The organism is Aeromonas sp. sia0103, from assembly GCF_963895295.1.
Classification (GTDB): Bacteria; Pseudomonadota; Gammaproteobacteria; order Enterobacterales; family Aeromonadaceae; genus Aeromonas; species Aeromonas encheleia.
In genome coordinates this window covers 853,438-877,971 of sequence record NZ_CAWQKG010000011.1, presented here as the reverse complement: position 1 = coordinate 877,971, position 24,534 = coordinate 853,438, and the positions used below count along the sequence as shown (strand labels likewise).

The 24,534-nt window shown below is 61.1% G+C and carries 22 protein-coding genes; 5 read left to right on the top strand and 17 right to left on the bottom strand.

Annotated elements, in window-relative coordinates; genetic code table 11:
* Positions 1-5 precede the first annotated feature (5 nt).
* The 5 genes from AACW18_RS06730 (at position 6) to hypB (ending at position 4,009) form a co-directional block, all read left to right on the top strand.
* Positions 6-257 (top strand): HypC/HybG/HupF family hydrogenase formation chaperone, encoded by a 252-nt coding sequence (locus tag AACW18_RS06730; protein ID WP_033130236.1) that lies wholly within the window; start codon positions 6-8, stop codon positions 255-257.
* Entirely contained in the window at positions 251-1,363 is a 1,113-nt protein-coding gene (hypD, locus tag AACW18_RS06725) for a hydrogenase formation protein HypD (RefSeq protein ID WP_218388161.1), read from the top strand. Before AACW18_RS06730 ends, hypD begins: the two co-directional genes overlap by 7 nt.
* Positions 1,364-1,454: 91 nt before the next feature.
* Positions 1,455-2,459 (top strand): hydrogenase expression/formation protein HypE, encoded by a 1,005-nt coding sequence (gene hypE, locus AACW18_RS06720; protein ID WP_218388160.1) that lies wholly within the window; start codon positions 1,455-1,457, stop codon positions 2,457-2,459.
* Between the two features lie 25 nt (positions 2,460-2,484).
* Entirely contained in the window at positions 2,485-2,826 is a 342-nt protein-coding gene (gene hypA / locus AACW18_RS06715; protein WP_033130233.1) for a hydrogenase maturation nickel metallochaperone HypA, read from the top strand.
* Between the two features lies 1 nt (position 2,827).
* Positions 2,828-4,009: a hydrogenase nickel incorporation protein HypB gene (hypB, locus tag AACW18_RS06710; protein WP_218388159.1), complete on the top strand. Its 1,182-nt coding sequence runs from the start codon at positions 2,828-2,830 to the stop codon at positions 4,007-4,009.
* Between the two features lie 345 nt (positions 4,010-4,354).
* On the opposite strand, the gene AACW18_RS06705 is transcribed toward hypB, so the two are convergent.
* The 17 genes from AACW18_RS06705 to AACW18_RS06625 all read right to left on the bottom strand — a co-directional run bounded on the left by AACW18_RS06705 (position 4,355) and on the right by AACW18_RS06625 (position 24,490).
* The gene (locus AACW18_RS06705; protein ID WP_218388158.1) at positions 4,355-4,990 is read right to left on the bottom strand and encodes an ATP-binding cassette domain-containing protein; all 636 of its coding nucleotides are present in this window, start codon (positions 4,988-4,990) and stop codon (positions 4,355-4,357) included.
* A 97-nt stretch (positions 4,991-5,087) separates the two neighbouring features.
* A complete protein-coding gene (locus tag AACW18_RS06700) occupies positions 5,088-5,879 on the bottom strand; it encodes an ATP-binding cassette domain-containing protein (protein ID WP_139744833.1) in 792 nt (263 codons plus the stop codon).
* 276 nt (positions 5,880-6,155) lie between these two features.
* Positions 6,156-6,968 (bottom strand): ABC transporter permease, encoded by an 813-nt coding sequence (locus AACW18_RS06695; RefSeq protein ID WP_042653509.1) that lies wholly within the window; start codon positions 6,966-6,968, stop codon positions 6,156-6,158.
* Positions 6,958-7,968, bottom strand: coding sequence for an ABC transporter permease (locus tag AACW18_RS06690; RefSeq protein WP_042653508.1), 1,011 nt, complete (start codon positions 7,966-7,968; stop codon positions 6,958-6,960). The genes AACW18_RS06695 and AACW18_RS06690 overlap by 11 nt, the downstream gene beginning before the upstream one ends.
* Positions 7,953-9,533 (bottom strand): ABC transporter substrate-binding protein, encoded by a 1,581-nt coding sequence (locus tag AACW18_RS06685; RefSeq protein WP_218388157.1) that lies wholly within the window; start codon positions 9,531-9,533, stop codon positions 7,953-7,955. The genes AACW18_RS06690 and AACW18_RS06685 overlap by 16 nt, the downstream gene beginning before the upstream one ends.
* A gap of 105 nt (positions 9,534-9,638) precedes the next feature.
* Positions 9,639-10,148 carry a hydrogenase-2 assembly chaperone gene (gene hybE / locus AACW18_RS06680; protein WP_218388156.1) on the bottom strand — a complete coding sequence of 170 codons (510 nt, stop codon included), beginning with the start codon at positions 10,146-10,148 and terminating at the stop codon, positions 9,639-9,641.
* Positions 10,130-10,660: a HyaD/HybD family hydrogenase maturation endopeptidase gene (locus tag AACW18_RS06675; RefSeq protein ID WP_218292296.1), complete on the bottom strand. Its 531-nt coding sequence runs from the start codon at positions 10,658-10,660 to the stop codon at positions 10,130-10,132. The genes hybE and AACW18_RS06675 overlap by 19 nt, the downstream gene beginning before the upstream one ends.
* Entirely contained in the window at positions 10,660-12,363 is a 1,704-nt protein-coding gene (gene hybC, locus AACW18_RS06670) for a hydrogenase 2 large subunit (RefSeq protein WP_218292295.1), read from the bottom strand. Before hybC ends, AACW18_RS06675 begins: the two co-directional genes overlap by 1 nt.
* Positions 12,360-13,547, bottom strand: a complete 1,188-nt coding sequence (gene hybB, locus AACW18_RS06665; RefSeq protein ID WP_042653504.1) for a Ni/Fe-hydrogenase cytochrome b subunit — start codon at positions 13,545-13,547, stop codon at positions 12,360-12,362. Before hybB ends, hybC begins: the two co-directional genes overlap by 4 nt.
* Positions 13,540-14,559: a hydrogenase 2 operon protein HybA gene (gene hybA, locus AACW18_RS06660; RefSeq protein ID WP_218388155.1), complete on the bottom strand. Its 1,020-nt coding sequence runs from the start codon at positions 14,557-14,559 to the stop codon at positions 13,540-13,542. Before hybA ends, hybB begins: the two co-directional genes overlap by 8 nt.
* A gap of 2 nt (positions 14,560-14,561) precedes the next feature.
* Positions 14,562-15,695 (bottom strand): hydrogenase 2 small subunit, encoded by a 1,134-nt coding sequence (gene hybO, locus AACW18_RS06655; RefSeq protein ID WP_218327948.1) that lies wholly within the window; start codon positions 15,693-15,695, stop codon positions 14,562-14,564.
* A gap of 696 nt (positions 15,696-16,391) precedes the next feature.
* Positions 16,392-17,192: a lysozyme inhibitor LprI family protein gene (locus AACW18_RS06650; RefSeq protein ID WP_218388154.1), complete on the bottom strand. Its 801-nt coding sequence runs from the start codon at positions 17,190-17,192 to the stop codon at positions 16,392-16,394.
* 233 nt (positions 17,193-17,425) lie between these two features.
* Complete coding sequence (locus AACW18_RS06645) at positions 17,426-18,004, bottom strand: hypothetical protein (RefSeq protein WP_218388153.1); 579 nt, start codon at positions 18,002-18,004, stop codon at positions 17,426-17,428.
* Positions 18,001-20,412, bottom strand: coding sequence for a glycoside hydrolase family 108 protein (locus tag AACW18_RS06640; RefSeq protein WP_218388152.1), 2,412 nt, complete (start codon positions 20,410-20,412; stop codon positions 18,001-18,003). Before AACW18_RS06640 ends, AACW18_RS06645 begins: the two co-directional genes overlap by 4 nt.
* Before the next feature lie 9 nt (positions 20,413-20,421).
* Complete coding sequence (gene tssI, locus AACW18_RS06635) at positions 20,422-22,467, bottom strand: type VI secretion system Vgr family protein (protein ID WP_218388151.1); 2,046 nt, start codon at positions 22,465-22,467, stop codon at positions 20,422-20,424.
* Between the two features lie 10 nt (positions 22,468-22,477).
* Complete coding sequence (locus AACW18_RS06630) at positions 22,478-22,765, bottom strand: type VI secretion system PAAR protein (RefSeq protein ID WP_042653499.1); 288 nt, start codon at positions 22,763-22,765, stop codon at positions 22,478-22,480.
* Positions 22,766-23,062: 297 nt separating this feature from the next.
* The gene (locus AACW18_RS06625; RefSeq protein ID WP_218388150.1) at positions 23,063-24,490 is read right to left on the bottom strand and encodes a VasL domain-containing protein; all 1,428 of its coding nucleotides are present in this window, start codon (positions 24,488-24,490) and stop codon (positions 23,063-23,065) included.
* Positions 24,491-24,534 lie beyond the last annotated feature (44 nt).

Genomic DNA, 24,534 nt, shown 5'->3' with positions numbered 1-24,534 from the left:
CTCTCATGTGCCTTTCCATTCCTTCCCAGGTGGTGCAGCTGCACCCCGAAGATAACTGCGTCACCGTCGACACCCTGGGGGTGCAGCGCCGGGTCAGCTGCATGCTGCTCGAGGATCCCCTGGCCCTGGGGGACTATGTGCTGCTCCACATCGGTTTCGTGATGAGCAAGATTGACGAGGAGGAGGCCCAGGCCAGCCTGGAGAGCTTCCGCCAGATGGTGGCCCTGATGCCCAAGCAGGACATCTTGCCATGCTGACGCTCAATGACCTGTTTCAGGGCTTTCGCCAGCCCGAGGTGATCCGCGCCCTCGCCGCCCAGATCCATGCGCTGGCCAAGGATATGCCCGAACCCCTGCGGGTGATGGAGGTGTGCGGCGGCCATACCCACACCATCATGAAGTACGGCCTGCCCCAGCTGCTGCCGGACAGCATAGAGTTCGTCCACGGCCCCGGCTGCCCGGTCTGCGTGATGCCCAAGGAGCGCATCGATCAGGCCATAGAGCTGGCCGGCCAGCCCGATGTCATCCTGGTGACCCTGGGGGACATGATCCGGGTGCCGGGCTCCAAGGGATCCTTGGCCCAGCAGCGGGCCAGGGGCAGCGACATCCGCCCCGTCTACGACCCGCTCGATGCCCTGCGCATCGCCACCGAGAACCCGGACAAGACGGTGGTCTTCTTCGCCATCGGCTTCGAGACCTCCACCCCCATGACGGCCGCGCTGCTGGCGGCGGCTGACGCAGCGGGGGTGAACAACCTGCTGTTTCATATCAACCATGTGCTGGTGCCCCCCGCCATTCACGCCGTGATGGCCGACGGGGTCGCCAAGGTGAACGCCTTCATCGGCCCCTCCCACGTCAGCGTCATCACCGGCGCCGACATCTATCTGCCCATAGTCGAGCGCTATCGGGTGCCCGTGGTGGTGAGCGGCTTCGAGCCGGTGGACGTGATGGAGGCGCTGCTGATGATGGTGCGCCAGAAGGTAGAGGGGCGCTGCGCGCTGGAGGTGCAATACAGCCGCGCCGTCACCGCCAGCGGCAACCAGGCCGCCCAGCGGCTGGTGGCCCATTATTTCGAGACCCGCGAGCACTTTCGCTGGCGCGGCCTCGGCGACATCAACGCCTCCGCCCTGCGCCTGCGGGACGCCTTCGCCGCCCGCGATGCGGAGCGCCACTTCCAGCTCAGTCAGACCCCCATCGACGATCACAAGGCCTGTCAGTGCGCCGACATATTGCGCGGGCTGGCCAAGCCGAACCAGTGCAAGGTCTTCGGCCGGGGCTGCACCCCGACCCAGCCCATGGGCAGCTGCATGGTCAGCTCAGAGGGGGCCTGTAACGCCTATTACCGCTATATGGGGATCCAATGAGCATGAGAGAAATTCAACTTAGCCACTGTGGTCGGGTGATGGGGCGAGATGAACCCGTCTGCTTCTATCACTACCTGGAGACCCCATCCCGATGAGAGAGATTCAACTTAGCCACGGTGGCGGCGGCGTCGAGATGAACCAGCTGATCAACCAGCTCTTCTTCCGCCACTTCGGCAACGAGATCCTGCTGCGCGGTGAAGACGCCGCCCTGCTGCCGGTGCAAGGCCCCGTCGCCTTCACCACCGACAGCTTCACCGTCTCCCCGCTCTTCTTCGAGGGGGGCGACATCGGCAAGCTGGCCATCGCCGGCACCGTCAACGATCTCGCCATGATGGGGGCCAGGCCCGAGTACCTGAGCTGCAGCTTCATCATCGAGGAGGGCTTCCCCTACGCCGATCTCGCCCGCATCGTCGAGTCCATGGCCTCCGAACTGACCAAGAGCGGCGCCCGCATCGTCTGCGGCGACACCAAGGTGGTGCCGAGGGGGGCGGCGGACAAGCTGTTCATCAACACCAGCGGGGTCGGCACCTTCCCCCTGCCCGAACAGAGCCGGGGGATCTCGGTGCGCAACCTCAAGCCAGATGACGCCATCCTGGTGTCGCGGGATATCGGCAGCCACGGCGCCTGCATCCTGATGGCCCGCGACGCCCTGCAACTGGGCTCCGCGCTCAAGAGCGACTGCACCACCCTCTGGCCCCAGGTCGAGGCGCTGCTGGCGGCGGGGCTCACCCCCCACGCCCTGCGCGATGCCACCCGGGGCGGGCTCGCCGCCGTGCTCAACGAATGGAGCACCGCCTCCGGGGTCGCCATCGAGCTGGAAGAGTCCGCCATTCCGGTGTGCGATCCGGTGCGCGGCCTGTGCGAGCTGTACGGCTTCGAGCCTCATGATCTCGCCAACGAAGGCACCATGGTGCTGGCCCTGCCCGCCGAGCAGGCGGACGCCGCGCTGGCGCTGCTGCGCGCCTTCAACCCCTCCGCCAGCCGGATCGGGGTGGTGAAAGAGAGCACCCAGCACAAGGTGATCCTCAACAACCCCTGGGGCAGCCGCCGTTATCTCGAACTGCCACAGGGCGAGCTGCTCCCCCGCATCTGCTAAGCACCCGGCCAAAGGAGCCCTGATCATGCACGAGATGTCCCTTGCCATGGCGGCCATCGATCTGGCGGCCGAGCAGGCCAGCCAGCGCGGCTTTACCAGGGTCACCGCACTCTGGCTGGAGGTCGGCAGTTTCTCCTGCGTCGACCCCGATACCATCGCCTTCTGCTTCGAGGCCGCCGCCAAAGGCACGGCCGTCGAGGGCGCCAGCTTGCATTTTCAGCACCAGGCCGCCGAGGGCTGGTGCTACGACTGCAGCAAGACGGTGACCCTCACCGAGCGCGGCCAGGCCTGCCCCCTGTGTGGCGGATACAAATTACGAGTCGCGCAGGGCGATAGCCTGCGCATCACCGACATCGAGGTAAGTTGATATGTGTAGCGTATGCGGATGCGGCCAGGCACGAATCGCCGGGCACGATCATGAACATGAACATGAACACCAGCACGAACACCAGCATCATGCCGAGCACGGCCACGATCACGACCATGAGCACGCTCATCGGCAGCCAGCGCCGCGCACCCTGATCATTCACCATCACTACCACCATCAGGAGGATGTCCATCACCACTACCACGGGGTGGGCACTGTGCAGGCCGGCCAGCCCCAGGCTCAAGGGCATCATCATGCGCACCCCCATGATCACGCCGCCGACCATGGACATCATCAGGCTCACTCCCACGATCACGCCGCCGACCATGAGCATCATCACGATCACCCCCACGATCACGCCGCCGACCATGAACATCATCATGAGCATGAGCATGAGCATGAGCACCATCATGCCCACTCCCATGATCACGGCCACGAGCACCATCATAAACAGGCTCACCAGCATGGCCATGCCCATCAGCATGCGGATCTGCACTATGGCAAGGGCGCGGCGGGGCTGTCGGTGCCGGGCATGGGCCAGCGTCAGCTGATCGCCATCGAGATGGATGTGCTGGCCAAGAACAACAAGCTGGCGGTCCACAACCGGGAGCACTTCGACCAGGCCGGTCAGCTGGTGCTGAACCTGGTGTCGAGCCCGGGCTCGGGCAAGACCACCTTGCTGTGCGAGACCCTGCGCCGACTGGAGGGCCAGCGCTCCTGCGCCGTGATCGAGGGGGATCAGCAGACCAGTGCCGATGCGGATCGCATCCGGGCCACCGGGGTGCCCGCTATCCAGATCAACACCGGCAAGGGTTGCCACCTGGATGCCAAGATGGTGCACGACGCCTGCCACCAGCTGCCCGCCAATGAAGGGGGCATCCTCTTCATCGAAAACGTGGGCAACCTGGTCTGCCCCGCCGGCTTCGATCTCGGCGAGAAGTACAAGGTCGCCATCCTCTCGGTCACCGAGGGGGAGGAGAAGCCGCTGAAATACCCGGACATGTTCGCCGCCGCCCAGCTGATGATCATCAACAAGACGGATCTGCTGCCCCATGTCAGCTTCGACGTGGCGCGCTGCATCGAGAACGCCAAGCGGGTCAACCCCTATATCCAGGTGATCCAGCTCAGCGCCACCACCGGCGAAGGGATGGACGCCTGGCTCAACTGGCTCGCCAGCGCCTGAGGTTACGAGCGTCCGATTACGCTGCGCTAATCGAACCTACCGCCACCAAGGTGCCGGGAATGTTGATAACAAGAGAGGGAGGCTGATGCCTCCCTCTCTTGTTATGTTCGAACCTTGCGAGTGGCTATGGCTATCTGCGCCAAACTGCCCGCTTCTCATGTGCGTCGCCCCCTCACCCTGGCCCTCTCCCCAGGGAGAGGGGACTGCATCTTTGCTCATACCTGACCACCTTTCACCACCGCGACTGGCACAACTCGTTCAAGCGAAGAGATCATCCGAGGTCGCCATCTGCACTCCCTTCTCCCCTCGCGGGAGAAGGGTTGGGGATGAGGGGGACGCCGGCACTCAGGCCGCGCTGCTCACGACGGGCGCCTGCTCGGATGGCCCCTCACCGACGCGGATCAGCCGGTGGCACACCTGGCGCAGAAGCGCCTGCTGGTGGCTGAACACCAGCATGCCGAGCCCCCGGCTCTCGCACTCTCTCATCAACTCCTGCCAGATGTGGCGCTGGATCTGCGGATCCAGCTGGGCGGTCACCTCGTCGGCGATCAGCAGCCGGGTGCGGGGATCGAGCGCCCGCAGCAGGGCGATGCGCGCCAGCTCGCCGCCGGAGAGCTGACCCGGCTTGCGGCCGAGCCACTCGGGCTTGACCAGGAAACGCGCCAGCATGGCCTCGTCCGGGCGCCACACATCCCACAGCGCCTGACCGGTGCTGCGATAGGGGTTGAAGCAGAGCTCGGGGTGCTGGGGCACCAGCTGCACCGGGTAATAGCCCTTGACTGGCAGAGGCTGGCCATCCAGCAGGATCTGACCCCCCTCGCCCGCCGGCTGCCAGCCCGCCAGCACCCGCCCCAGGGTGGTCTTGCCATGGCCGCTGGGGGCCGCGAGACCGAGCCGCTCACCGGCCTTGATCGCCAGCGTCAGCCCCTGCCAGAGGGAGCGCTCCCCTTGATGGAGGCTGAGATCCCGTACCTCGAACATCAGCAGACCTCCGGTGCAGATAAGAGTGAATGGAACCCCGGCAGCGCCTGCCACTGAATGCCCGCAGCCTGAAAAGCGATCCGCTCCAGCGACGCCATCATCGGGAAGCCTCCGGCGTGCAAAAGAGTGAATTGAACTCCGGCAGCGCCTGCCAGTGGGCACGCAACATGGGGCTGCCCTGCCCCTGGCGCAGCTGCTGGCTGCTCAGGCTGTCGCTCACCCGCCCCTGATGGAGCGCGACTATGCGATCCGCGAAGCGGGCCGCCAGCGCCAGATCGTGGGTGACCCAGAGGATGCCGCTGCCCTGGCGGGCGAGCTCGCGCAGCTGGCCCAGCAGCAGGCAGGCCAGCCCCTCGTCGAGCCAGGCGGTGATCTCGTCCGCCAGGATGAAGCGCGCCCCGCCGAGCGCCGCGGCGCAGGCCAGGATACGCTTGGCCATGCCGCCGGAGAGCTGACGCGGATAATGCACCAGGGTCGCCGGCGGCAGCTGGTAGCGCTGCAACTGCTGGCAGAGCCGCTCGTGGGAGCCGCTCTGGCCGCTGAGCCGGGCGGCGCGGCCGAGCTGGCGCTCCACCGTCAGCAGGGGGTTGAGGGCACTCACCCCCTGCGGCACATGGCAGAGGGTGTGGCCGCGCAGGCGGGCCCGCCCCTCGTCGCACAGCGGGGCGCCGTCGAGCGCTATGGTGCCGCTCATGCGCAGGTTGTCCGGCAGCAGGCTGAGGGCGCTCTGCAGCAACAGGCTCTTGCCCTCGCCGCTGCCCCCCACCAGCGCCACTATCTCGCCGGGGGCCAGTTGCAAGTTGATGTCGCAGAGCAAGGGCTGCCAACGGCGGCGCCCCAGCCAGTTGTAGCGGGCCGCCTCTATGGTGACGTTGTCGAAGCTCAGCATCGCTCATTGCTCCCGAACCAGAGCTGCTGCAGGGCGCGCGAGTAACCTGATCGAACAGCAGCGCCAGCGACAACATAATGAAACTGAGGAAGAGCGCCAGCCAGACTGTGCTGACGCCAGGTGGCGGTTTCAAGTATCAGCATGGTTCACCCCCAAACCAGAGCTGCTGCAGGGCGCGCGAGTAACCTGATCGAACAGCAGCGCCAGCGACAACATCATGAAACTGAGGAAGAGCGCCAGCCAGACTGTGCTGACGCCAGGTGGCGGTTTCAAATATCAGCATGGTTCACCCCCAAACCAGAGCTGCTGCAGGGCGCGGGTAGCCTGATCGAACAGCAGCACCAGCAGCAACAGCATCAGACCGGGGAAGAGCGCCAGCCACCAGCCGCCCCCCGCCAAATAACGCAGGGCATCGGCCAGCAGCAGCCCAAGGGAGGCCTCGTGGGCCGCCAGGCCAAACCCCAGAAAACTCAGGGCGGCGCTGTGCAGCACCGCATGGGGGAACATCAGCAGGGTGCCGATGAACCACTGGGGCAGCAGGCCGGGCAGCAGGTGAGTACACCAGCGCCGCAGCGGCCCCATCCCCTGGCAGCGCGCCAGCACCACGTAGTCGCTGCAGGCGATCCGCCTCGCCTCGGCCCGCAGGATCAGCGCGAGCTTGGGCCAGTGGGTGAGCGCCACCGCCAGGATCACCCCGTGCAGGCCGCCCCCCAGGGTGAAGCAGATGAGGATCAGCAGCAGCATGTGGGGCAGCGCCAGCATGGCATCGATGAGCAGCCGCACCAGATAGTCGCACCTGGGGTGCAGCAGCGAGAGGCTGGCCGCCAGCATGGCCAGCAGGCCGCTGCACAGGGCGGTGCTGACGCCGAGCTCCAGGCTGGTGAGGGTGCCGAGGAAGGCCCGCTGCCAGAGATCCCGCCCCATCTGATCGGTGCCGAACCAGTGCAGCGCCGAGGGGGCCTGCTGGCGGGCCAGCAGATCCATGGGCACGTCCTGCACCGACAGATTCCAGCCATAGCAGGCCAGCAGCCCGAGGCAGCTCAGGGCCAGCGCGAGGCGCAGCAGGGAGGGCAGCGGATTAAACAGCATGCGGACCCTCCCAACCCCGGCTCATGCGGGCCACCAGCAGGCGGGCGACGCCGTTGCCGAGGAACACCAGCAGGGTGCAAAACAACACTATGCCCATCAGCAGGGGGATGTCCCCTCGCAGCCCGGCGTCCACCGTCGCCTGCCCGAGCCCTGGGTAGGCAAACACCTTCTCCGCCAGCAGCGAGCCGCCGATAAGCTCACCCAAGGAGGCAAACTGCAGGCAGAGCGCCGGGGTCAGGGCGTGGCGCAGCACGTGAAAGCGCAGCATGGGCCAGCCGCCGTCCCCCTGGGCGCGAGCGTAGCGGATGAAGTCGCTCGCCAGCACCTCGGCCACCCGCCCCCGGGTGTGCAGGGCTATGTTGCCCATCCCGAGCAAGGCCAGGGTGGTGATCGGCAAGATGAGGTGGCGCAGCCGCTCGGCCCAGTCCACCTGGTCCGCGCCGAGGCCCGGCGTCCAGGCGCAGCAGACCGGCAGCAGCGGCCAGTGCACCGCGAACAGGGCCAGCAGCAGCAGGCCGACCCAGAAGGTGGGCAGAGAGGCGAGCAGGTAACTGAGGCGGCAGATGAGCCTGTCCGGCCAGCGGTTGAGATAACGGCCGGCGCACAGGCCGAGCAGGATGCCGGCGCCGCCCGACAGCAGCCAGGCCCCCGCCAGCAGCGCGAAAGAGGCGGCGAAGCGGCTGCCGATCACCTCGGTGACAGGCGCGTTGTAGAGCATGGAGTAGCCGAGATCCCCCCGCAGCACCTGGCCGAACCAGTGCCAGTAGCGCAGCCACAGCGGCTGATCCAGCCCCCAGCGGGCGGCAATGCTGGCGTACTGCGCAGGGGGCACGTGCAGCAGATCGTTGCCGATATAGGCCTTGATGGGATCGATGGGGGAGTAGCTGAGCAGCACGAAGGTCGCGGCCGACACCAGGCAGAGCAGTCCCGCCAGCCGCAGCAGGGCTTTGCCCAAGGCTTTACCCGATGTGCTCAGGGGTGAGGCTACCGGCACGTCCACCGCCAATCCTGCAGGTTGTTCAGCAGGGACCAGCTGCCGTGGATCTCCGGCGCCCCCTTGCCGAGATCGACGCAGGCGTTGGTCAGGTAAGTGTGCTGCACATTGAGCAGCCAGGCCCAGGCCGCATCACCCTGCACCCCGGCGCCTGTCTTGCCATCCCACTCCACCTGCTGCCAGAACGGCAGCGCCGCCCGCCAGTCGGGGGCATCCAGCGCCTGCTTGAGATAGCCATCCACCGCGGCATTGCGGTAGTAACCCGGGTTGTAGAACTCGACCCCGCCGGCGTCGCTCTGGTAGTGGTGATAGAGCTCCATGGGATCCAGGCTGCCCCAGCCCATCATCACCGGATTGGCGTGCATCTCCCGCTCCACCTGCTCCCAGCTGCCGGATTTGAGTCCTACATCGAGGCCGATGGGCCTGAGCATGGCGCGCACCGCCTCGGCCAGATCCCGCCGGGTGCTGTCCCCGCTGGTGTACCAGAGGGTGAAGGCGGCGCGCAGCCCGCCCTTGTGGCGGATGCCGTCACTGCCCCGCTGCCAGCCCGCGGCCTCGAGCAGGGCGTTGGCATGGGCGGCATCCCCGTCCTTGAAGGCGCTGGCCGGGTTGTACCAGGGCAGCCCCTGCACCGCGCTGTAGGCGGGGATGGCGTGCCCCTCCAGCAGCTGATCGGCCAGCAGCTGGCGATCGATGGCGTAGTTGATGGCGCGGCGCACCGCCACGTCCGAGGTTATGTCGTTGCCGACGGGGTTGCCCTTGGCATCCTTGCCGCCGGCGGGTGGAATGGGGAAGACGATGCCGCGGTTCTCCACGCTCGGGCGCACCCAGAGCCTCAGCGACGCCGGCACCGTCGGCGCCAGGGAGGGGGCGATGCGTACCACGTCGAGCTGGCCGCTCTGGGCGGCGGCATAGGCGCTCTCCTCGTCGATGAAGACGAACACCAGCCGCTTGAAGTCGTTGTGCTCCCCGGCGTAATAGGGGTTTTCCTCCACCACCAGCTGCTGGCCGGGCAGGAAGCTCCGCAGCCGGTAGGGGCCGGCGCCTACCGGCTGGCGGGCGTAGCGCTTGGGATCGTAATCCCGCTTCGACACTATGCCGAGCGACCCCAGCACGTTGACGAAGGTGCTCTGGGGGGCGCTCAAGCTGATGGCCACCTCCCGCGGCGACACCACCCGGGCGGCGACGAAGTTGCCCATGTCGATCTTGCCACCGCCCTTGGCGGCGCTGTTGTAGGTGAAGGCCACATCCTCGGCATCGAGCGGCGAGCCGTTGGAGAACTTAAGGCTGGGCTTGAGGCGGATGAGCCAGCCCTTGCCATCCTCGCTCGGGCTGACCGACTCGGTCAGCAGGTTCTGCCAGCTCAAGTCGGCCCCCTGCTTGAGCAGTGGGCTGTGCAGCAGCAGGTAGCTGCCGTGGCTCCAGCCGAGCAGCGGATCGAAGCCTTCGGTGGGCTCGCTGCCGATGGCGAGCTTGAGCTCGGCGGGCATGGGCTGGGGGGCGGCGTTCTGCGCGCCGGCGCCCATCGAGAGGGCCAGCAGCACGGCGGCGCCAAGGGGTCGGATCGTCATCAATGTTCTCGTCTCTTGCTGCCACCCGGGAAGAAAAGTGGCCACCACTAAAAGCGAATGAGGGGCCTGATGGGCCCCATGTCTATCTTTGCCGGTGCTGGCAGACTAGCGCTCTCTCGCGCCAAACAGCCGCCTGCGCCCCAGATCCACCGCCCCTGTACCCTGTTGCAGCGGCAGGGAGTGCAGCATCCTGAGGGTGCCGGCCACCAGCGCCCTCCCCTCCTCCGCCCCGAGATGAGGGTCCAGTGGCGACATCAGCGAGCAGGCGAGCAGCTGGCCTATTTCGGGCAGCTCCCCCACCATGAAGGTCATGTCACCACAGGGCAGTTGCAGGGCGAGACGCTCGCCGCTGCCGCGCCTTGGCCAGTGCTGATCCGGCCCGGGCAACACCACCACGCTCAGCATCCAGGGGGTGAGCACGCAGCCGAGCCACTGCTCTTCGAACAACACACACTCGGCCACTATGGGCATGGCGGTGTGGTAGAAGGGCAGATCGGCCATCTGCTCGCGGGCGATGCGCTCGTACTGGGCCACCAGCAGGGGGGCGGGATCGCCGGCAAAACCCGCAAGCTCCTCCACCGCGTCCGCGGCCTCGGTCAGATGGGATTGCGCCATACGCCCTCCTGCTCTCGTGCGGCCCTTTCCTGTTCGGAAAGGGGAATGGCCGGGCAACCGGCCTCGGCCAGCAGGTTCAGGATCCGCGCCCTCGCCTCCCCCATGGCCGCCGCCACCACAGAGGTGAGGCCGATGCGGGGTTCGAGGGATTCGGGCTCGACCCCGATCAGGCTGAGCCGCCTGGGCGACTCCCCGGTCATGTGCAGCGCCGACAGCACGTCCGCCAGCCCGAGCTGATGGGGGGAGATCTTGCGGCCAAACAGGGTCGGGATCTCCTCGCCACTCAGGGTGACGACGGTGCCAGGCGGGTTGCCGCTGCGCACCGCGTCCACCAGTATGAGGTGGTCGCGGTTCGCCATCTCCTCGAGCAGCTCCATGCCGGCGGTGCCGCCATCGAGCAGGTCGATACCGGGGGCGAAACGGTATTCGCGCTCCAGCGCCTCGACGATGCGCACCCCGACTGCCTCGTCGCTCAGCAGCAGGTTGCCGACCCCCAGGATCAAGGTGTTCATCACAGCACCTTCACCTGGGTCACTTCCCCGTTCTGGGTGTCCACCACGTGCACCGCGCAGGACATGCAGGGATCGAACGAGTGGATGGTGCGCACCACCTCGAGCGGCTTGGCGGGATCCGCCACCGGGGTGCCGACCAGCGCCTGCTCGTAGGGGCCGGGCTCGTCGTTGAAGTTGCGCGGGCCCGAGTTCCAGGTGGAGGGCACCACCGCCTGATAATTCTCGATCTTGCCGCCCTTGATGACGATCCAGTGGGAGAGCATGCCGCGCGGCGCCTCCTCGAAGCCCACCCCGCGAAACTCCTTGTCCGCCGGGATCTCGGCCTTGATGTAGGCGCTGAAGTCCCCCTTGCCGATGTTGTCGATGAGCGCCTGCCACTGGTGGGACAAGGTGTCCTTCAGCACGCAGCAGCGCACCGCGCGGCCTATGATGCGGCCCATGGTGGAGTGCAGCTGCGCAGGCTTGATGGCCGAGCCGGACAGCGCCTGGTAGATGCCGTTGAGCTGATCGAAATGGGTCACAGTGCCCGGGTGCTTGGCCGCCAGCTTCACCAGCAAGTCGGCGAGCGGGCCCACTTCGACCACCTTGCCGTAGAAGGTGGGGGATTTGACCCAGGAGTACTTGCCGTCATCCTGCCAGCCGGTGTAGTTCGGCTCCGTCTTGCCCTCCCAGGGCTTGAGCGGGGCATCGTCCTTGTACCAGGCGTGCTTGTTGCTCTCGGCGATGCCCTCCATCAGCCAGGCATCCTGGTGACTCTCGATGGGGCGGTAATTCGCCAGATCGCCGTTCTCGATGTAGCCGCCCGGCATCAGGAAGCTGCCGCCGTCGGCATCGGTGGGGAGCTCGGGCACGCTCAGATAGTGTTTGGCGCCCTGCCCCAGCGCCAGCCACTCGGGGTAGTGGGCGGCGATGATGGCGGCATCCACCTTGTAGACCTGCTCGATGAACTCGCCGAGCCGATCGATGAAGGTTTTCACATAGAGCAGCCGCTCGAGGTTGAGCACGCTGGGCGCATCCAGGTTGATGGGGTTGGCCACCCCGCCCACCGCCAGGTTCTGGATGTGGGGCGTCTTGCCCCCCAGGATGGCGACGATGCGGTTGGCATCGCGCTGGCACTCCAGGGCTTGCAGGTAGTGAGCCACGGCGATGAGGTTCACCTCAGGGCTCAGCTTCATCGCCTTGTGGCCCCAATAGCCGTTGGCGAAGATGCCGAGCTGGCCGCTCGCCACCAGGGCGCGGATCTTCTCCTGCACCTTGGTCAGCTCTTCGGCGCTGTTGAGGGACCAGGTCGACACCCCTTTAAGGATGCCCGCCGCTTTTTGCGGATTGGCCTGCAGCGCTGCCGTGATGTCCACCCAGTCCAGCGCGGAGAGCTGGTAGAAGTGGACTATGTGATCGTGGATGTTGTGGGCCGCGATGATGAGGTTGCGGATGAATTGTGCGTTGACCGGCACCTTGGCGCCGATGGCATTCTCCACCGCTCGCACCGAGGCGATGGCGTGGATCGAGGTGCAGACCCCGCAGATGCGCTGCACTATCATCCAGGCGTCGCGCGGATCGTTGCCCTTGAGGATCTCCTCCATGCCGCGCCACATGGTGCCGGATGACCAGGCCTTGGTGACGACGCCGCCGTCGATCTCGCAGTCGATGCGCAGGTGACCCTCGATACGGGTGATGGGGTCTATGGTGATACGTTGGCTCATACGTTGGCTTTCCCTCGGGCCTGATAATCTTGGTGAACACGTTCCAGCGATGGCAGCACCGGCAACAGCCGGATCAGCAGCAGATAGGCACAGACCTCGATGGCGACGAAGCCAAGGGAGATCAGCACCTCTTCGGCACTGGGGAAGTAGTGATAGCCATTGCCTGGATTGAAGGCGAGCAGGGAGTAATCCAGTCGCCAGAGGGCGGCGCCCAGCAGCATGCTGAGGGCACCCAGGAACAACATGCGCGAATCCCGGCGGCTCTTGTCCCAGTGGAACACCAGCAGCGGGAAGATCATCAGCGCGATCTCGCTCCAGAACATGATGGCGTAGCGGTTGAACTCGGAGAGGTACTCCGACTTGTCGTTGATGACGATCTCGGCGAAGCGCAGCGCCACAAACAGGATCAGGAAGATGTCGATCACCTGGGTCAGCTTGTAGAACAGCGGCTTCTCGTTCGGTCCGCGTCCCGCCAGGCCCGCCTGCACCAGGGAGCCCTCAAACACCACTATGGAGAAGCCCATGATGAAGGCGGTCAGCAGGGAGAAGACCGGCAGCAGCTCATAGCTTTGCCAGAGCGGATGGATCTTCTCCCCCGCCACTATCATCAGGGATCCCATGGAGGACTGGTGCATGGTGGGCAGCAGGGCCCCCAGCGCCAGCACGAAGAACATGATCTTGTTGAGCCGGATCAGCGACGCCTTCCAGCCTAACTTCTCCAGCAGCACGGGGGCGAACTCCAGCGCCATGACCCCGATGTAGATGGTCATGCAGACCGCCGTCTCGAACAGCACCGAGGAGGTGTTGAAGAAACCCGGAATGTAGAAGTAAGGCAGGTTCCAGTAACGGCCCACGTCTATGGTGATGGAGAGACCGCCGAGGGAGTAGCCAAACAGGCTGGCCAGGAGCGCCGGTCGCACCAGGGGGTGATATTCGCCCTTGTTGAACACATAGACGGCCCAGGCCAGGGCCCAGCCACCGCAGGCAAAGCCGGTGCCGATCAGCAGATCGAACGAGATCCACAACCCCCAGGGGTAGCCGCCGTTCAGATCCGTCACCGAGCCCAACCCGAAGATGAGGCGCTTCAAGATCAGGATGCCGCACAGCACGGCAAAGGGCGCCAGCACCAGCACGGGCCAGCTGACCAGCTTGCCGCCGAGCGGATGCGCTTTATGTTCACTCATGGTCGTCGCCTCCCTTCTCTTTGCCCTGACCCGGCTCGGGATCATGGCCCTTTTCCTGCTTCTTGGCATTGCGCCGGATCAACACGGAGAGACCGGTCAGCACCACCATGGGCAGCACCATCCCCTTGTAGAGGGTGTGCTGGATATGCTCGGAGCGCGCCCCGGAGGAGAGCTCGGGCAGGTCAGGCATGTCGAGCTTGGTGTAAGGCACCCCGGCCAGCACCAGCACCTGGGTGCCGCCCCCCTCCTTCTCGCCATAGACGTAAGGCTGGTAGTTGGGCACTTCATGCCGATAAGGATCGTTGGCCACCAGGGTCTGGCGGGGATAGGCGTATTCACTGCCGGGGGTGGCCAGCAGCCGGCGCTTGGCCTCGGCCATCAGATCCTCGCGGGTACCGAAGATGACGGCGCCGGTGGGGCAGACCTCGACGCAGCCGGGCAGCTTGCCCTGATCGATGCGCTCGAGCCCTTGCTGGTTGCACAGCTCACACTTGTGAATGGCGCCGAGCGGGTTGTCGTAGTCGTACTTGGGCACGTCGAACGGGCAGCCCACCATGCAGTAACGGCAGCCGGTGCAGACGCTCGGATCGTAGTGAACTATGCCGGTCTTGGGATCCTTCTTGAGGGCCTGCACCGGGCAGACCGAGACACAGTTGGGATCGACGCAGTGCATGCACTGCTTCTTGATGTAGGCATAGCCATCCACCAGCTGATCCTTGTGCTCGCCGCTGCCGCTCTTCCAGATCTGGATGATGTTGTTGGTGTAGGGCGTCAGCTTGTCGTTGGTGGACCAGGTCTGAGCTCCCTCCGGATTGGCCGGGTTGCCGTTGAGACGCTGGCACTCCGCCACGCAGGCCTGACAGCCGACGCAGAGGGTGGAGTCGTAGAGCATGCCCAGCGAGCCGGGAATGGGCGGCTTGTTCTTGGCGGCGGCCATGGCCGTGCCCGGTACGGCCGTGCCTGCCGCCAGCGCCCCGACGGAGGCAAACTTGAGGAAGTTGCGTCTGTTCACGGTCACTCCTCCCGTGATGGGTGCTGCCCGGCTTCGTGGCGCTTCTGCTGACGACCGAGTTCACGCACCGTCATCAGGCTCACCCCCACCAGCACCCCGAGGGCGCCGCCGATGAGGCCGGTGGCGGTGGGCGAGGTATAGCCCCCCTCCTGGATGGCCACATCGGGTTTCTCCACCCGCGGGGTCGGATTCTCGACCTTGGCGAGCTGGAAGATCCCCTTGCTAAAACCCACTCCCTGCTCGTTGCAGCCATAGCAGGGGTGGCCTATGCCCACCGGCCAGATACCGCCGCCCACGTCGCAGAACTCCAGGGTCGAGCAGTTGCCGTAGGTCTCAGGCCCCTTGCAGCCCAGATGATAGAGACACCAGCCCTGCCGGTGGCCCTCGTCGCCAAACTCCTTGGCGAAGCGGCCGGCATCGAAGTGCGGGCGACGCTCGCAGTTCTCGTGGATCAATCGCTCATAGGCAAACAGCGGCCGCTTCTTGGCATCGAGCGCCGGCAGCTTGCCGTAGGTGATGTAGTAGGCCACGGTGGTGAGGAAGTTGTGGGGATTGGGCGGGCAGCCCGGGATATTGATGATGGGGGCGCTTATGTTGCCGAGGGCCTCCTCCAGGCTGACGGCACCCGTGGGGTTACTGCCGCTGGCGGGCACCCCGCCCCAGGCGGAGCAGGAGCCGATGGCGATGACGGCGGCCGCGTCGGCGGCGGCGCGCCGAATATGGTCGACAATGGGCTCACCGGCCACCATGCAGTAGACGCCACCATCCTTGAGCGGAATGGAGCCATCCACCACCAGCACATACTTGCCCTTGTAGCGTTCGATGGCGTTGTGCTTGTTCTCTTCCGCCTGATGACCAAAGGCCGCCGAGAGTACCTCGTGATACTCCAGCGAAATGGTGTTGAGGATCAGGTTTTCGATGGTGGGGTGGGTTGCCCGCAGCAGCGACTCGGTACAACCGGTACACTCCTGCGCCCCTATCCAGATCACCGGAGGCCGCTCGGGGCTGGTGAGTGCGGTGGCCATCTTCGCCACCGCCTGATTACTTAATCCCAGGGTTGCGGCCATCCCGGCACACAATTTCATAAAATCACGGCGATTAATTCCATGAGCCGATAAAAAATTATCCGCGACCATTCGTCTTATTCCCGTCAGTGAGCATTGTTTGGCAAATGCTTAATTGCGGGAATGCTATGCCTCCCCCCCGGCCCTCATGTTGATCTCCATCAAGTCGCGGGGCATTAGTCGTGGAGAAAACTCATCAACGAAAATAAAAAAACCATATGCAGCAAAGGCTTATCGAAAATCATTCTCAAGCAACAAATACCCATTAGGGGATAGATTTCGATAGTCGTGAATTAACCACATTTAAACTTCGGCCTATTACCGGTATTCAGTGGCTCAAAATGAAAGCGTTGTCACAGCATTTATCATTCGCAGCTGTTATTAGCTTCTTTCCGATCCCCAACCATAGAACCGCCCACAGCACGATCGCAGCCGGGGGCCACAAAACCCTGAGTTAATTAATCAGGCATCGATATTGGCTGAACGAGACTGAGGGTTGAAAGACAGTATGACCCGATATCGAGCGCCAAAGAGCCTCATACAAATCCTTATAACGACCGACTACAGCTCCGATTGAGCATGCCTAACAAGGAGCCCTACAGGGTTGGGAGAAGAGGAAGGAAGGGAACTACTCAAGACAGGAATGATATAGATCTCGAAGAAGGCATGTACTCAAGCGACATAGAAAACACCGGCTTGAAGCCGGTGTCGGATGATAACTCGCTCTGTACATAATACTCAATCCTCCCAGTGTGGAGGACCAGGATTTTACTGCTGACCACTCAAATATTTAATTCGAGTTTTAGTCATTTCGGTTTGGCATTCATATAGTTCCACTTTACTAGATATTGATAAGTTCGTATCGTTTGCAGATTCAATCTTGCCACAACTATTTTCTTTATCCCACACCCAGGATACTTGTTCATTTTTCATGGACGACCTGAATGATACAGGAATAGCTTTCCAAATTTTGTTCAAACGAGCATCTTCTACCTCATAAGCTTGCTTGGCAATGGTCACTCTGGATGGATCATTTCTCTGAATGATTTCGTTTTTTGTGATCGCCAAATACGATGACTTAGCCAATGACATAGGGGCATAATAAGTCTCACCTAAAGCTACTGAAATATCTTTCTCATTATCAGCCAACCTTACATTATATGAAATATTCTTCCATGATAAATCACCATTCTTATACAAGCCGTGACTTTCGTTGATAAACTCAGAGAATACTCCTGGGGCCTTCTCTGATAACTCTTTCAATTCAACAGGAACAGTCATTGATACTGTTGCCATACATTTAAGCTCTTTATTTGAGCCGCTTGTAGTCGAGACATCAGATATACTAATGGGTACTGTTTCGACTTGGTTTTGAAAACGGTCTAGCTTATCCGGTGATATTGACATTTTTGACAAGGCACTGTCACGCAATGCCACTGTCAGTGCGAGCACGGAATCTTCACGCCCACATTTGAAGGGGAGAGTTTCCTCTTTAGAGTCAAAAAGTCCAGCACTAGCAATATTAGACAATCCCAAGCCCAGCATGAAAATAAATAATTTAAGCTTCATATATTGTTTAATCCTTAATAAAAATATCTATCGACCTAATGATGAGAAAATTATCAGGCCATCTACTGAATTTGCAATTTCTTACTCATGTTTGACCGTTTACCGTAGCGAATTTAAATATATATACGACTTGTCATAAATAAGACATCCATAAGAATAGTTAATAACTTTTATTTATCAGGTTAAAAGACACCAGCTTAAAGCCGGTGTCTGGTGATAACTAGATCTGTACGTCACTCAATCTCTACACATTCGTCTGATAACCAACCAATAACATCGTTATTTTTATTTATAATTTTTATTTTAAATTTTGAACCATCATCATTTGTTCCCAAAATAGTCACAAACTGACCTTTGCTTACAAAACCATTGGTGACATCTACATCATTTTTAATTATACATTCTTTTAAGACCCTAGCCCGTAAGTCATCATTATTATTCATTCTTCTTAGAGTAAAAGAGGAGGGCATTGCCATGTTTGCGCGTAAGAACGGGGTGTTATCATTTGTTTTCCAGACAATACCGTCCTTATCAGCTGTCAATATAGCTTTTCCTACATCCCCCCATGAATTAACGAAATCCAATTCAACAGAGTTGTTTTTTGCCTCGCCAGATATACTATTCCCATCACAGTCTATTCTATTACCATTGTTAGATATAAAACAATAGTTGCCACTAACATGTCCATTTTCATCATGTAGCGTCAATTGTATCGATGTATTTGCACATGTCTTACACTCCCACTGACCAGACACATCTGCATAGGCAAAAAATGAAAGAATAAAACCCAGGATAATAACAACACCTTTCATATTGTAACCTCTAAACAATCATTGACTCGATTTATCCAGCCTTTAAGAAATTTTATATTCTTGTTAGGTAACCCTGTTTTACTATCTACAGTCAGATCCCTATAATATTTTTTTCTTATATCTGCAATTGATGAAACCAATCCGTCCTGATCATCTATATCATTGATTTTGAAAATCAACTCGTCGTTCAGTGACACTGAAATACTTACAGGAGAATATTTATCATTAATAAGACGACTGACTTCCCTTATAGCCCCGCCTGATGTAATAGACCAATCATATATCATCAACGCAGTTTTTATATTTTCAAATTTACAGAATTCTCTCGGCTTCCAATATCTCTTATAGTAAATAGTTTCTGCCTGTTCCGTAGTTAATTTCTTCAAGTTATCCAACGTTGGCTTAACACCAATATCTTCTTCCGCATATGCGATCCATGTATTCCATGCGATTCCCATGTTAGTCGCACCACCAGCATCAGACGGGTCATCAACAAACCCACCCTCATGGGCAAGAACTATTCTTGATATCTTATGAAACATAAGAACACAATCATCATGTGACACATCGGCAAATGAAATAATTGGGTAAAAATGCCAAATATCCTTACCAAGTTTCAACTTGGTCGCACTCTGCATCCACTCCAGCTTATCGATCCGCTGTTTTTCATGATCCACCAGTTGGTCAAAATCGGGTAGGCCAATTTTGGCCATCAACTTGTCCAGCCATAGATAACTGCTGGCCGAGGATTTTTCGTACCACTCGCTGGGATGCTTGACGATAAGTTTGTGGAGTTGCTCTGCATTACCGCTGTCTTGCAGTGCTGCCAGGATCTCTTCGCTGCTGAGCTCATTATTACCATCGGTATCGAAGCTCTTGACCAGGTCGGTGAAGAAGGTCGGCGGCGCATCGGGATCCAGATAGCCATCGGAGCCAGAGCCATCGACCTTTTTAAAACCAAGCTTCAGCCAGTCATGCTGACTCAGTAGCTCGACTTGCGATTTCTCGACATATTTTCCTGACGAGACGCAGACCCACTCCTTCTTTGCGTCATCTTTCTCCAGCTTGGGCGATTCAATCAGCTCTTCCAGGCTCTTGCCCTCGGTCTTCACCCACTGATCTTTACCGTCCTGCTTCTGCTTCTCATACAAGACAAGCTCTGCCGGTACCTTGGCATAGGTAGCACCGCCTTTTGTATTGGCCTTGTTGGTCAATACATCGTCCAGTCTGGGATCCTGGGTGAATACCTCAAGATGGACCTGATGCTTGCTCTTCCTGCCCCCGATCAGCGAGCCCGGTGTTTCCACCAGGCCGAGATAACCGATGGTCTCCCCCGCCGCGATGGCGACCGGCGAAGACAATACATATAACTCGCCAAGATGAGACGGTGCGCGCGCATTCACCTTGATATATTCATCTTCCACACATACCCAGGCCAAGCCACAACTTCCAGGCACCCCGTCCACACTCGGCATCACATATTTGCATCTGGCCATCTTGCGCGCCTTGTCACCCACCCAATGAAATTCGAGTTGGTGCGCATCATACTGCACTTTAGTGCCCGCTGGCAGGGAGACGCTGCCACTGCCGGCCATCAGGCGACCTGTCTCATTATCAGGAGTGGGATCTGCCCGACCCGCCATATTGGTCAGCAATTCGGCGTCTATCTGATCGAATAGCCAACTTGGCAGATTGGGTTTGATAAAAGTCACCGCATCCGGGCTATTGGCAATCCAGACCGAACTCCCTTCGCTTACCAATACCCCCGCCTTCTCACCCTCTTTGAGCTGTGCACTTGAAAGCTGGCTCTTGATGGTCACCTTGATGAAGTCGTACTCCTTGCCGCCTACCTTTCCTCTCTGCGACGAAGTGCCGCTGCCCATTTCCAGCTCGGTATCCTTGGGCAGGGCGAAACAGGGCAAGACAGCATCTACACGTTTCTGATCCTCATCGGGATTGGCATGGGGCACCGAATTGCGGGCATTCCAGTTCTTTTTCAGTACCAGTTTCTCGGTGTTCTGGTAGTGCTGCCAGGGCAGCAAATGCATATAGAGCGAGTAAAAGGTGAACTCGTTTTTCGCCTTTGTCTCTGGATTCATTTCACAATATTCATGCTGCACCAGACAGAAGCAGTTGGAATAGCGCAGGGATTCTCCCTGGAATTCGGAGATCAGGTAATCCTCCATCATCCTGAATGCCACTACCTTGCCATCGGCGATGGCCCTGACGGGGTATTTATCCTTGCACCAAGGGGCGCTCTTGTCGCTGATATGAATGCCACCGTGCCACTTGTTGTGATTGCCGAGCAGATAGTGACCTGACTTTTCCCCATTGATCAACGCTGTCAGCGCCTTGACGTCTTTGAACTCTTCCCCTTTGGCCGTGAGGATGGGAAATGCAAACTTCATGCTGCGTCCTTATTCAGAAAAGAGGTAGAAGGCCGCGGGCTTCTGCTCCTTGAGCAGCGCCTCCATCGCCTTCTCGGTAGGAATGGCTTTGAGCAGCTCTACCGCATCGGGCGCCTTGACCACTTCCACGGCCTTGGGCACCACGGGAGCCTTGCCCGCCCAACCTGAGCCCGATCCTGCGCTGCCACCGGCATTGAGCTTGATGGCGGGGCCGACCAGCTTGATGCCGCTCGGATCGACCTTGACGAAGCTGCCGCCGCCCTTGAGGGTAATTTCGGCCCCCGCCTCCAGCACCAGCTTGTCACCCACCTTGATGTGCACCTCCTGCCCCGCCTCCACCAGCAGGGATTGCCCCAGCTTCTGATGCATAGACGCATCCACGATGAGCGAGTAATCAGCCTTGATGTGGTCACGCTTCTCGCCATTCACGGTGAGATGGTCATTGGCCTTGATGCGGGTCACCCGCTCATTGTCAATGTCGGTGTGCTGGTCGTGCTTGATGTGCCAGGCCGCATCGTTCTCAATCAGCACGTTCAGGTCTTTCTGACCGTGAAGGTAAATCTCTTCCTGCCCCGCCTGGTCTTCGAAGCGCAGTTCGTTGAACCCCTCCCCCTGATGGGTCTCGGTGCGCAGCACGGTGCGGGTCTTGTTAGCCGGCAGCTCGTAGGGGGGTCGGTTGGTGGCGTGGAAGGTCCGGCCTGTGACTATGGGCTGGTCCGGGTCCCCTTCCAAAAAGCTCACTATGACCTCATGACCGATGCGTGGGATGGCCAGCATGCCGTACTGGCCACCGGCCCAGCCCTGGCTCACCCGCACCCAACAGGAGCTCTGGTCGTTGGAGCTTCCGTAGCGGTCCCAGGGGAATTGCAGCTTCACCCGGCCATGCTCGTCGCAGTAAATCTCCTCCCCCTCCGGGCCCACCACGGTGGCGATTTGCGGGCCGTCCACCATCGGCTTGTGAGGCGCCTGTGGGCTGCCGATGCGGGCACGCCAGCTGGTGCTCGCCTTCACCACCGCAAATTCGTTGTGGTAGACGGTCGGGCCGCTGCCGCCCTCTTCCTCCAGCGCCTGGGGCTGTAATCCGGTGTGGCTGATGCGCACCACTTGCCAGTCGGTGTTCAAGCCACCGTTCGGGTGTTCGGTCAGCGAAAACGTCTGGCCCGGCAGCAGGGCCGCGCAGTTGGACTTGCCGCTGCCGGTCACCGCATCGTTGCGCAGCGCATCCAGCCGGTGCTGAGAAAAGGCCTTGCCGCTCGGGTCCAGCTTGTAGCGACCCGGGTAGTCGAAGTGCTGATAGGTATCGCGCTGGTGCTCAAGCTCGGCCCCCAGCTTCTTGTGAGACAGCCCATAGGCCGGGGTCTTGAAGCTGTAGTCTTTCAGCTCCACGTCCGAGGGGCGCACCGCCTCCCGGTAGTGGAACTGGCGCACGTAGGGCCCCTGCTCCAGCGAACGGTTGCCCAGATTGAAGAACAGCTCGGGGCCGGCGGTCAGGGCCGCCGCATCGTCGGCAAAGACGATGCGGTGCTTGCCCTGCTCGAACTCGTGGAAGTAGAACAACCCCTCTTCGGCGGCCAGCCGGTTGACGAACGCGAGGTCCGTCTCCCGGTACTGCACGCAGTACTCCCGCTGAGCGTGCTCGTTTTTCAGCGCGAAGGCGTAGTCGGTGATGCCGTGCTCTTGCAGCAAGATGCTGAGGATTTCGTCAGGCTTCTGCGCCTGGAACATGCGGGAGTTCTGGCGCAAGGAGAGTCGCCACAGCGCCGGCTGCACCATGAGCTGGTAGCGGGTGCGCCGAAAGCCGCTGTCCCCCTGCGCCAGGTCGCTCACCACCCCGCACACCCGCCGTTGCAGCTCGCCCTGGTACCACACCAGCAGCTCGCAGGGCTGGTCCAGCACGGCGCCAAAGTCGATGTCCGGCTGGGGGCTGGCCAGCTCCAGTCGCAACTGGAAGGGCCCGTTCAGCGCCTCTTCCAGTGCAAACTCGGCCACCACGAAGGTGGTCTCGGGCAAGGCCCCCACCTTGACGGTAAATTGTAATCCTGTGCTGTCTGCCATGAAGGGTTCCTTATCCTGCCTGTCCGCTGCCCGAACCAATCACCACGCCGCCGCAGCCGATGGCGGTGCCGGTCACCGCGATGGGCTTGCCGTTCACCAGCACTGAGCCGACGCCGCCAGAGATGCTGCGCGGATGGGGGGGATTGTTGGGTTTGTCGTGGGGTGCCAGCGGGTCGCCCTGACGGGCCACCGGCTTGCCGTCGAGGAAGACATTCGGGCTCGCGGCAATCACCGGAGAGGGGTGAAACCCCTCGTGGTCGGTGCCGATGTCACCGAGCAATGCAATAGTGGGACACATCTGAATTCTCCGTGTGGGCAAGGGGTCGGCGTCTCGAGAGACAGTTCCGCCATGCCTGCCGCTCACCGTCGCGAGCATGGGCCTGAATACACTTTGGGGTGGCAGCCCAGCAGCCTCTATGCCAATGCAAATTATGCAGTAATATTGTTTTAAATCAGCATCTTATGAGAAGGTACCATGCCAGCGGCGAAGACTGCTGCAACAGGTTGCACGAGACAGCGTGAGGATGTGGCAAAACCTTGCCCTCATAGTCAATCCCGCTACATCTTGCGCAACCCATTGCTCAAGACAGCATGATCAGCTGCCGCCATCGCCTTGCTGCAGCTGGTAGAGGCGGATATTTAGCGCCTTCAGATCGCTCTCCAACCCCTTCAGATCCGCCGCAGTGATGGGCTCCTGCGCCGCTTTTCTCGCCTCCAGCTCGCTCAAACGCAGGCTGAACGGGATGCCCTGCATCAGGTTCTTCTGCACCTCATAGAGCTGGGATTTCAGGTAGGAGATGGTGACCGTCTTGCGCTGACGCTCCAGCTCCAGCAGCTGTTCGAGCAGGGCATCCACCCCGGCGCGGGCATCCAGATAGGTCGGCACGCCGATGGCATCTCCCTGCTGACTGGCCAACGCCGTCTGCCACTGCTTGTCCAGCGCCTTGACCGCCAACGAATCGGGATAGAGCATCTGCAGCGAGCTGCGCAACCCCTCCCCATAGTGATACCAGTAGAGCGGCGAGGTCTGCTCCAGCCGGGCAAGCTGGCTCTGATAGCGCGCCACCAGCTCGCTCTCCATCCCCTGCAGGGCCTGCTCCCCCAGCACGATGCGGGCCTGGCGGATATCGTCATAGCTGAGCGCCCGTGGCAGCTCGGCGGCCGGTTGCTGCAGGCGCTGGGCGGCCTGCGTTTTCTCCTGCTGCTGATGTTGCCAGCCGAGCCAGGCCATCGCCGGCAGGGCGCAGCTGAGCAGGCCGCAGCCAAACCAGAACCAGGCGGGCCGCTGCCTGCGGTGTTGCTCAATCTTGAGCACCGTCGGTTTGACCTGCCCCTTCTCGCGACCGATCAGTATGCTGCCCTGGGGCAGATGCGGCGTGGCCGAAGCAGAGGTGGCGCCGTCTTGATCCATGTCAGACTTGAAGAACACCATGGGCGGGATCTGCAGCTCCTCCTTGAGGCCCGGCTCATCGGAGACGATGACGATCTCGGCCTCATCGAACAGGTGGGTGTAACCCTCGATGAAGTGCACCAGATTCTCGACCCGCGGAATGCGGCTCAAGCCCGCGTTGTGCAGTTTCTCGCTGATGAGCTGCAGCGCCCGCTCACAGCGGTAGACCAGGCGCTTGTCCTCATGGCTTATCTGGTACTGGCGGATCACGTCGCTGATGCGGGCGATGAACCAGTCCAGCATCTCGATGCGGGCCCGCTCCTGGTGCACCGGCGGCCAGAAGCTCTCCCACTGGGTCACGATCAGGTTGGCCAGAAACTCGCAGCCTTCGGTGAAGCCGCTCAACCCCTGCAGACGGGATCGCGCCAGGGTGAAGTAGATGGCGGTCTGCAGATCCACCCCGTGTTTCTCGAAGATAAGGCTCGCGAGCTGATGGATCTTGGACCAGTCCACCTCGGGACGGGAGGCGTGGCTGAGCTTGTTGATCTCGCTGCGCAGCGCCTCATACTCCGGCAACATCCTGGGGTCGCGCCCCACTTTCAGCGCCTGCTGGCCTTGCTGGTTATTTGACATATGGGCTTCCAACACTGCGGGGGCACAAGGTGCCCCCGACATCA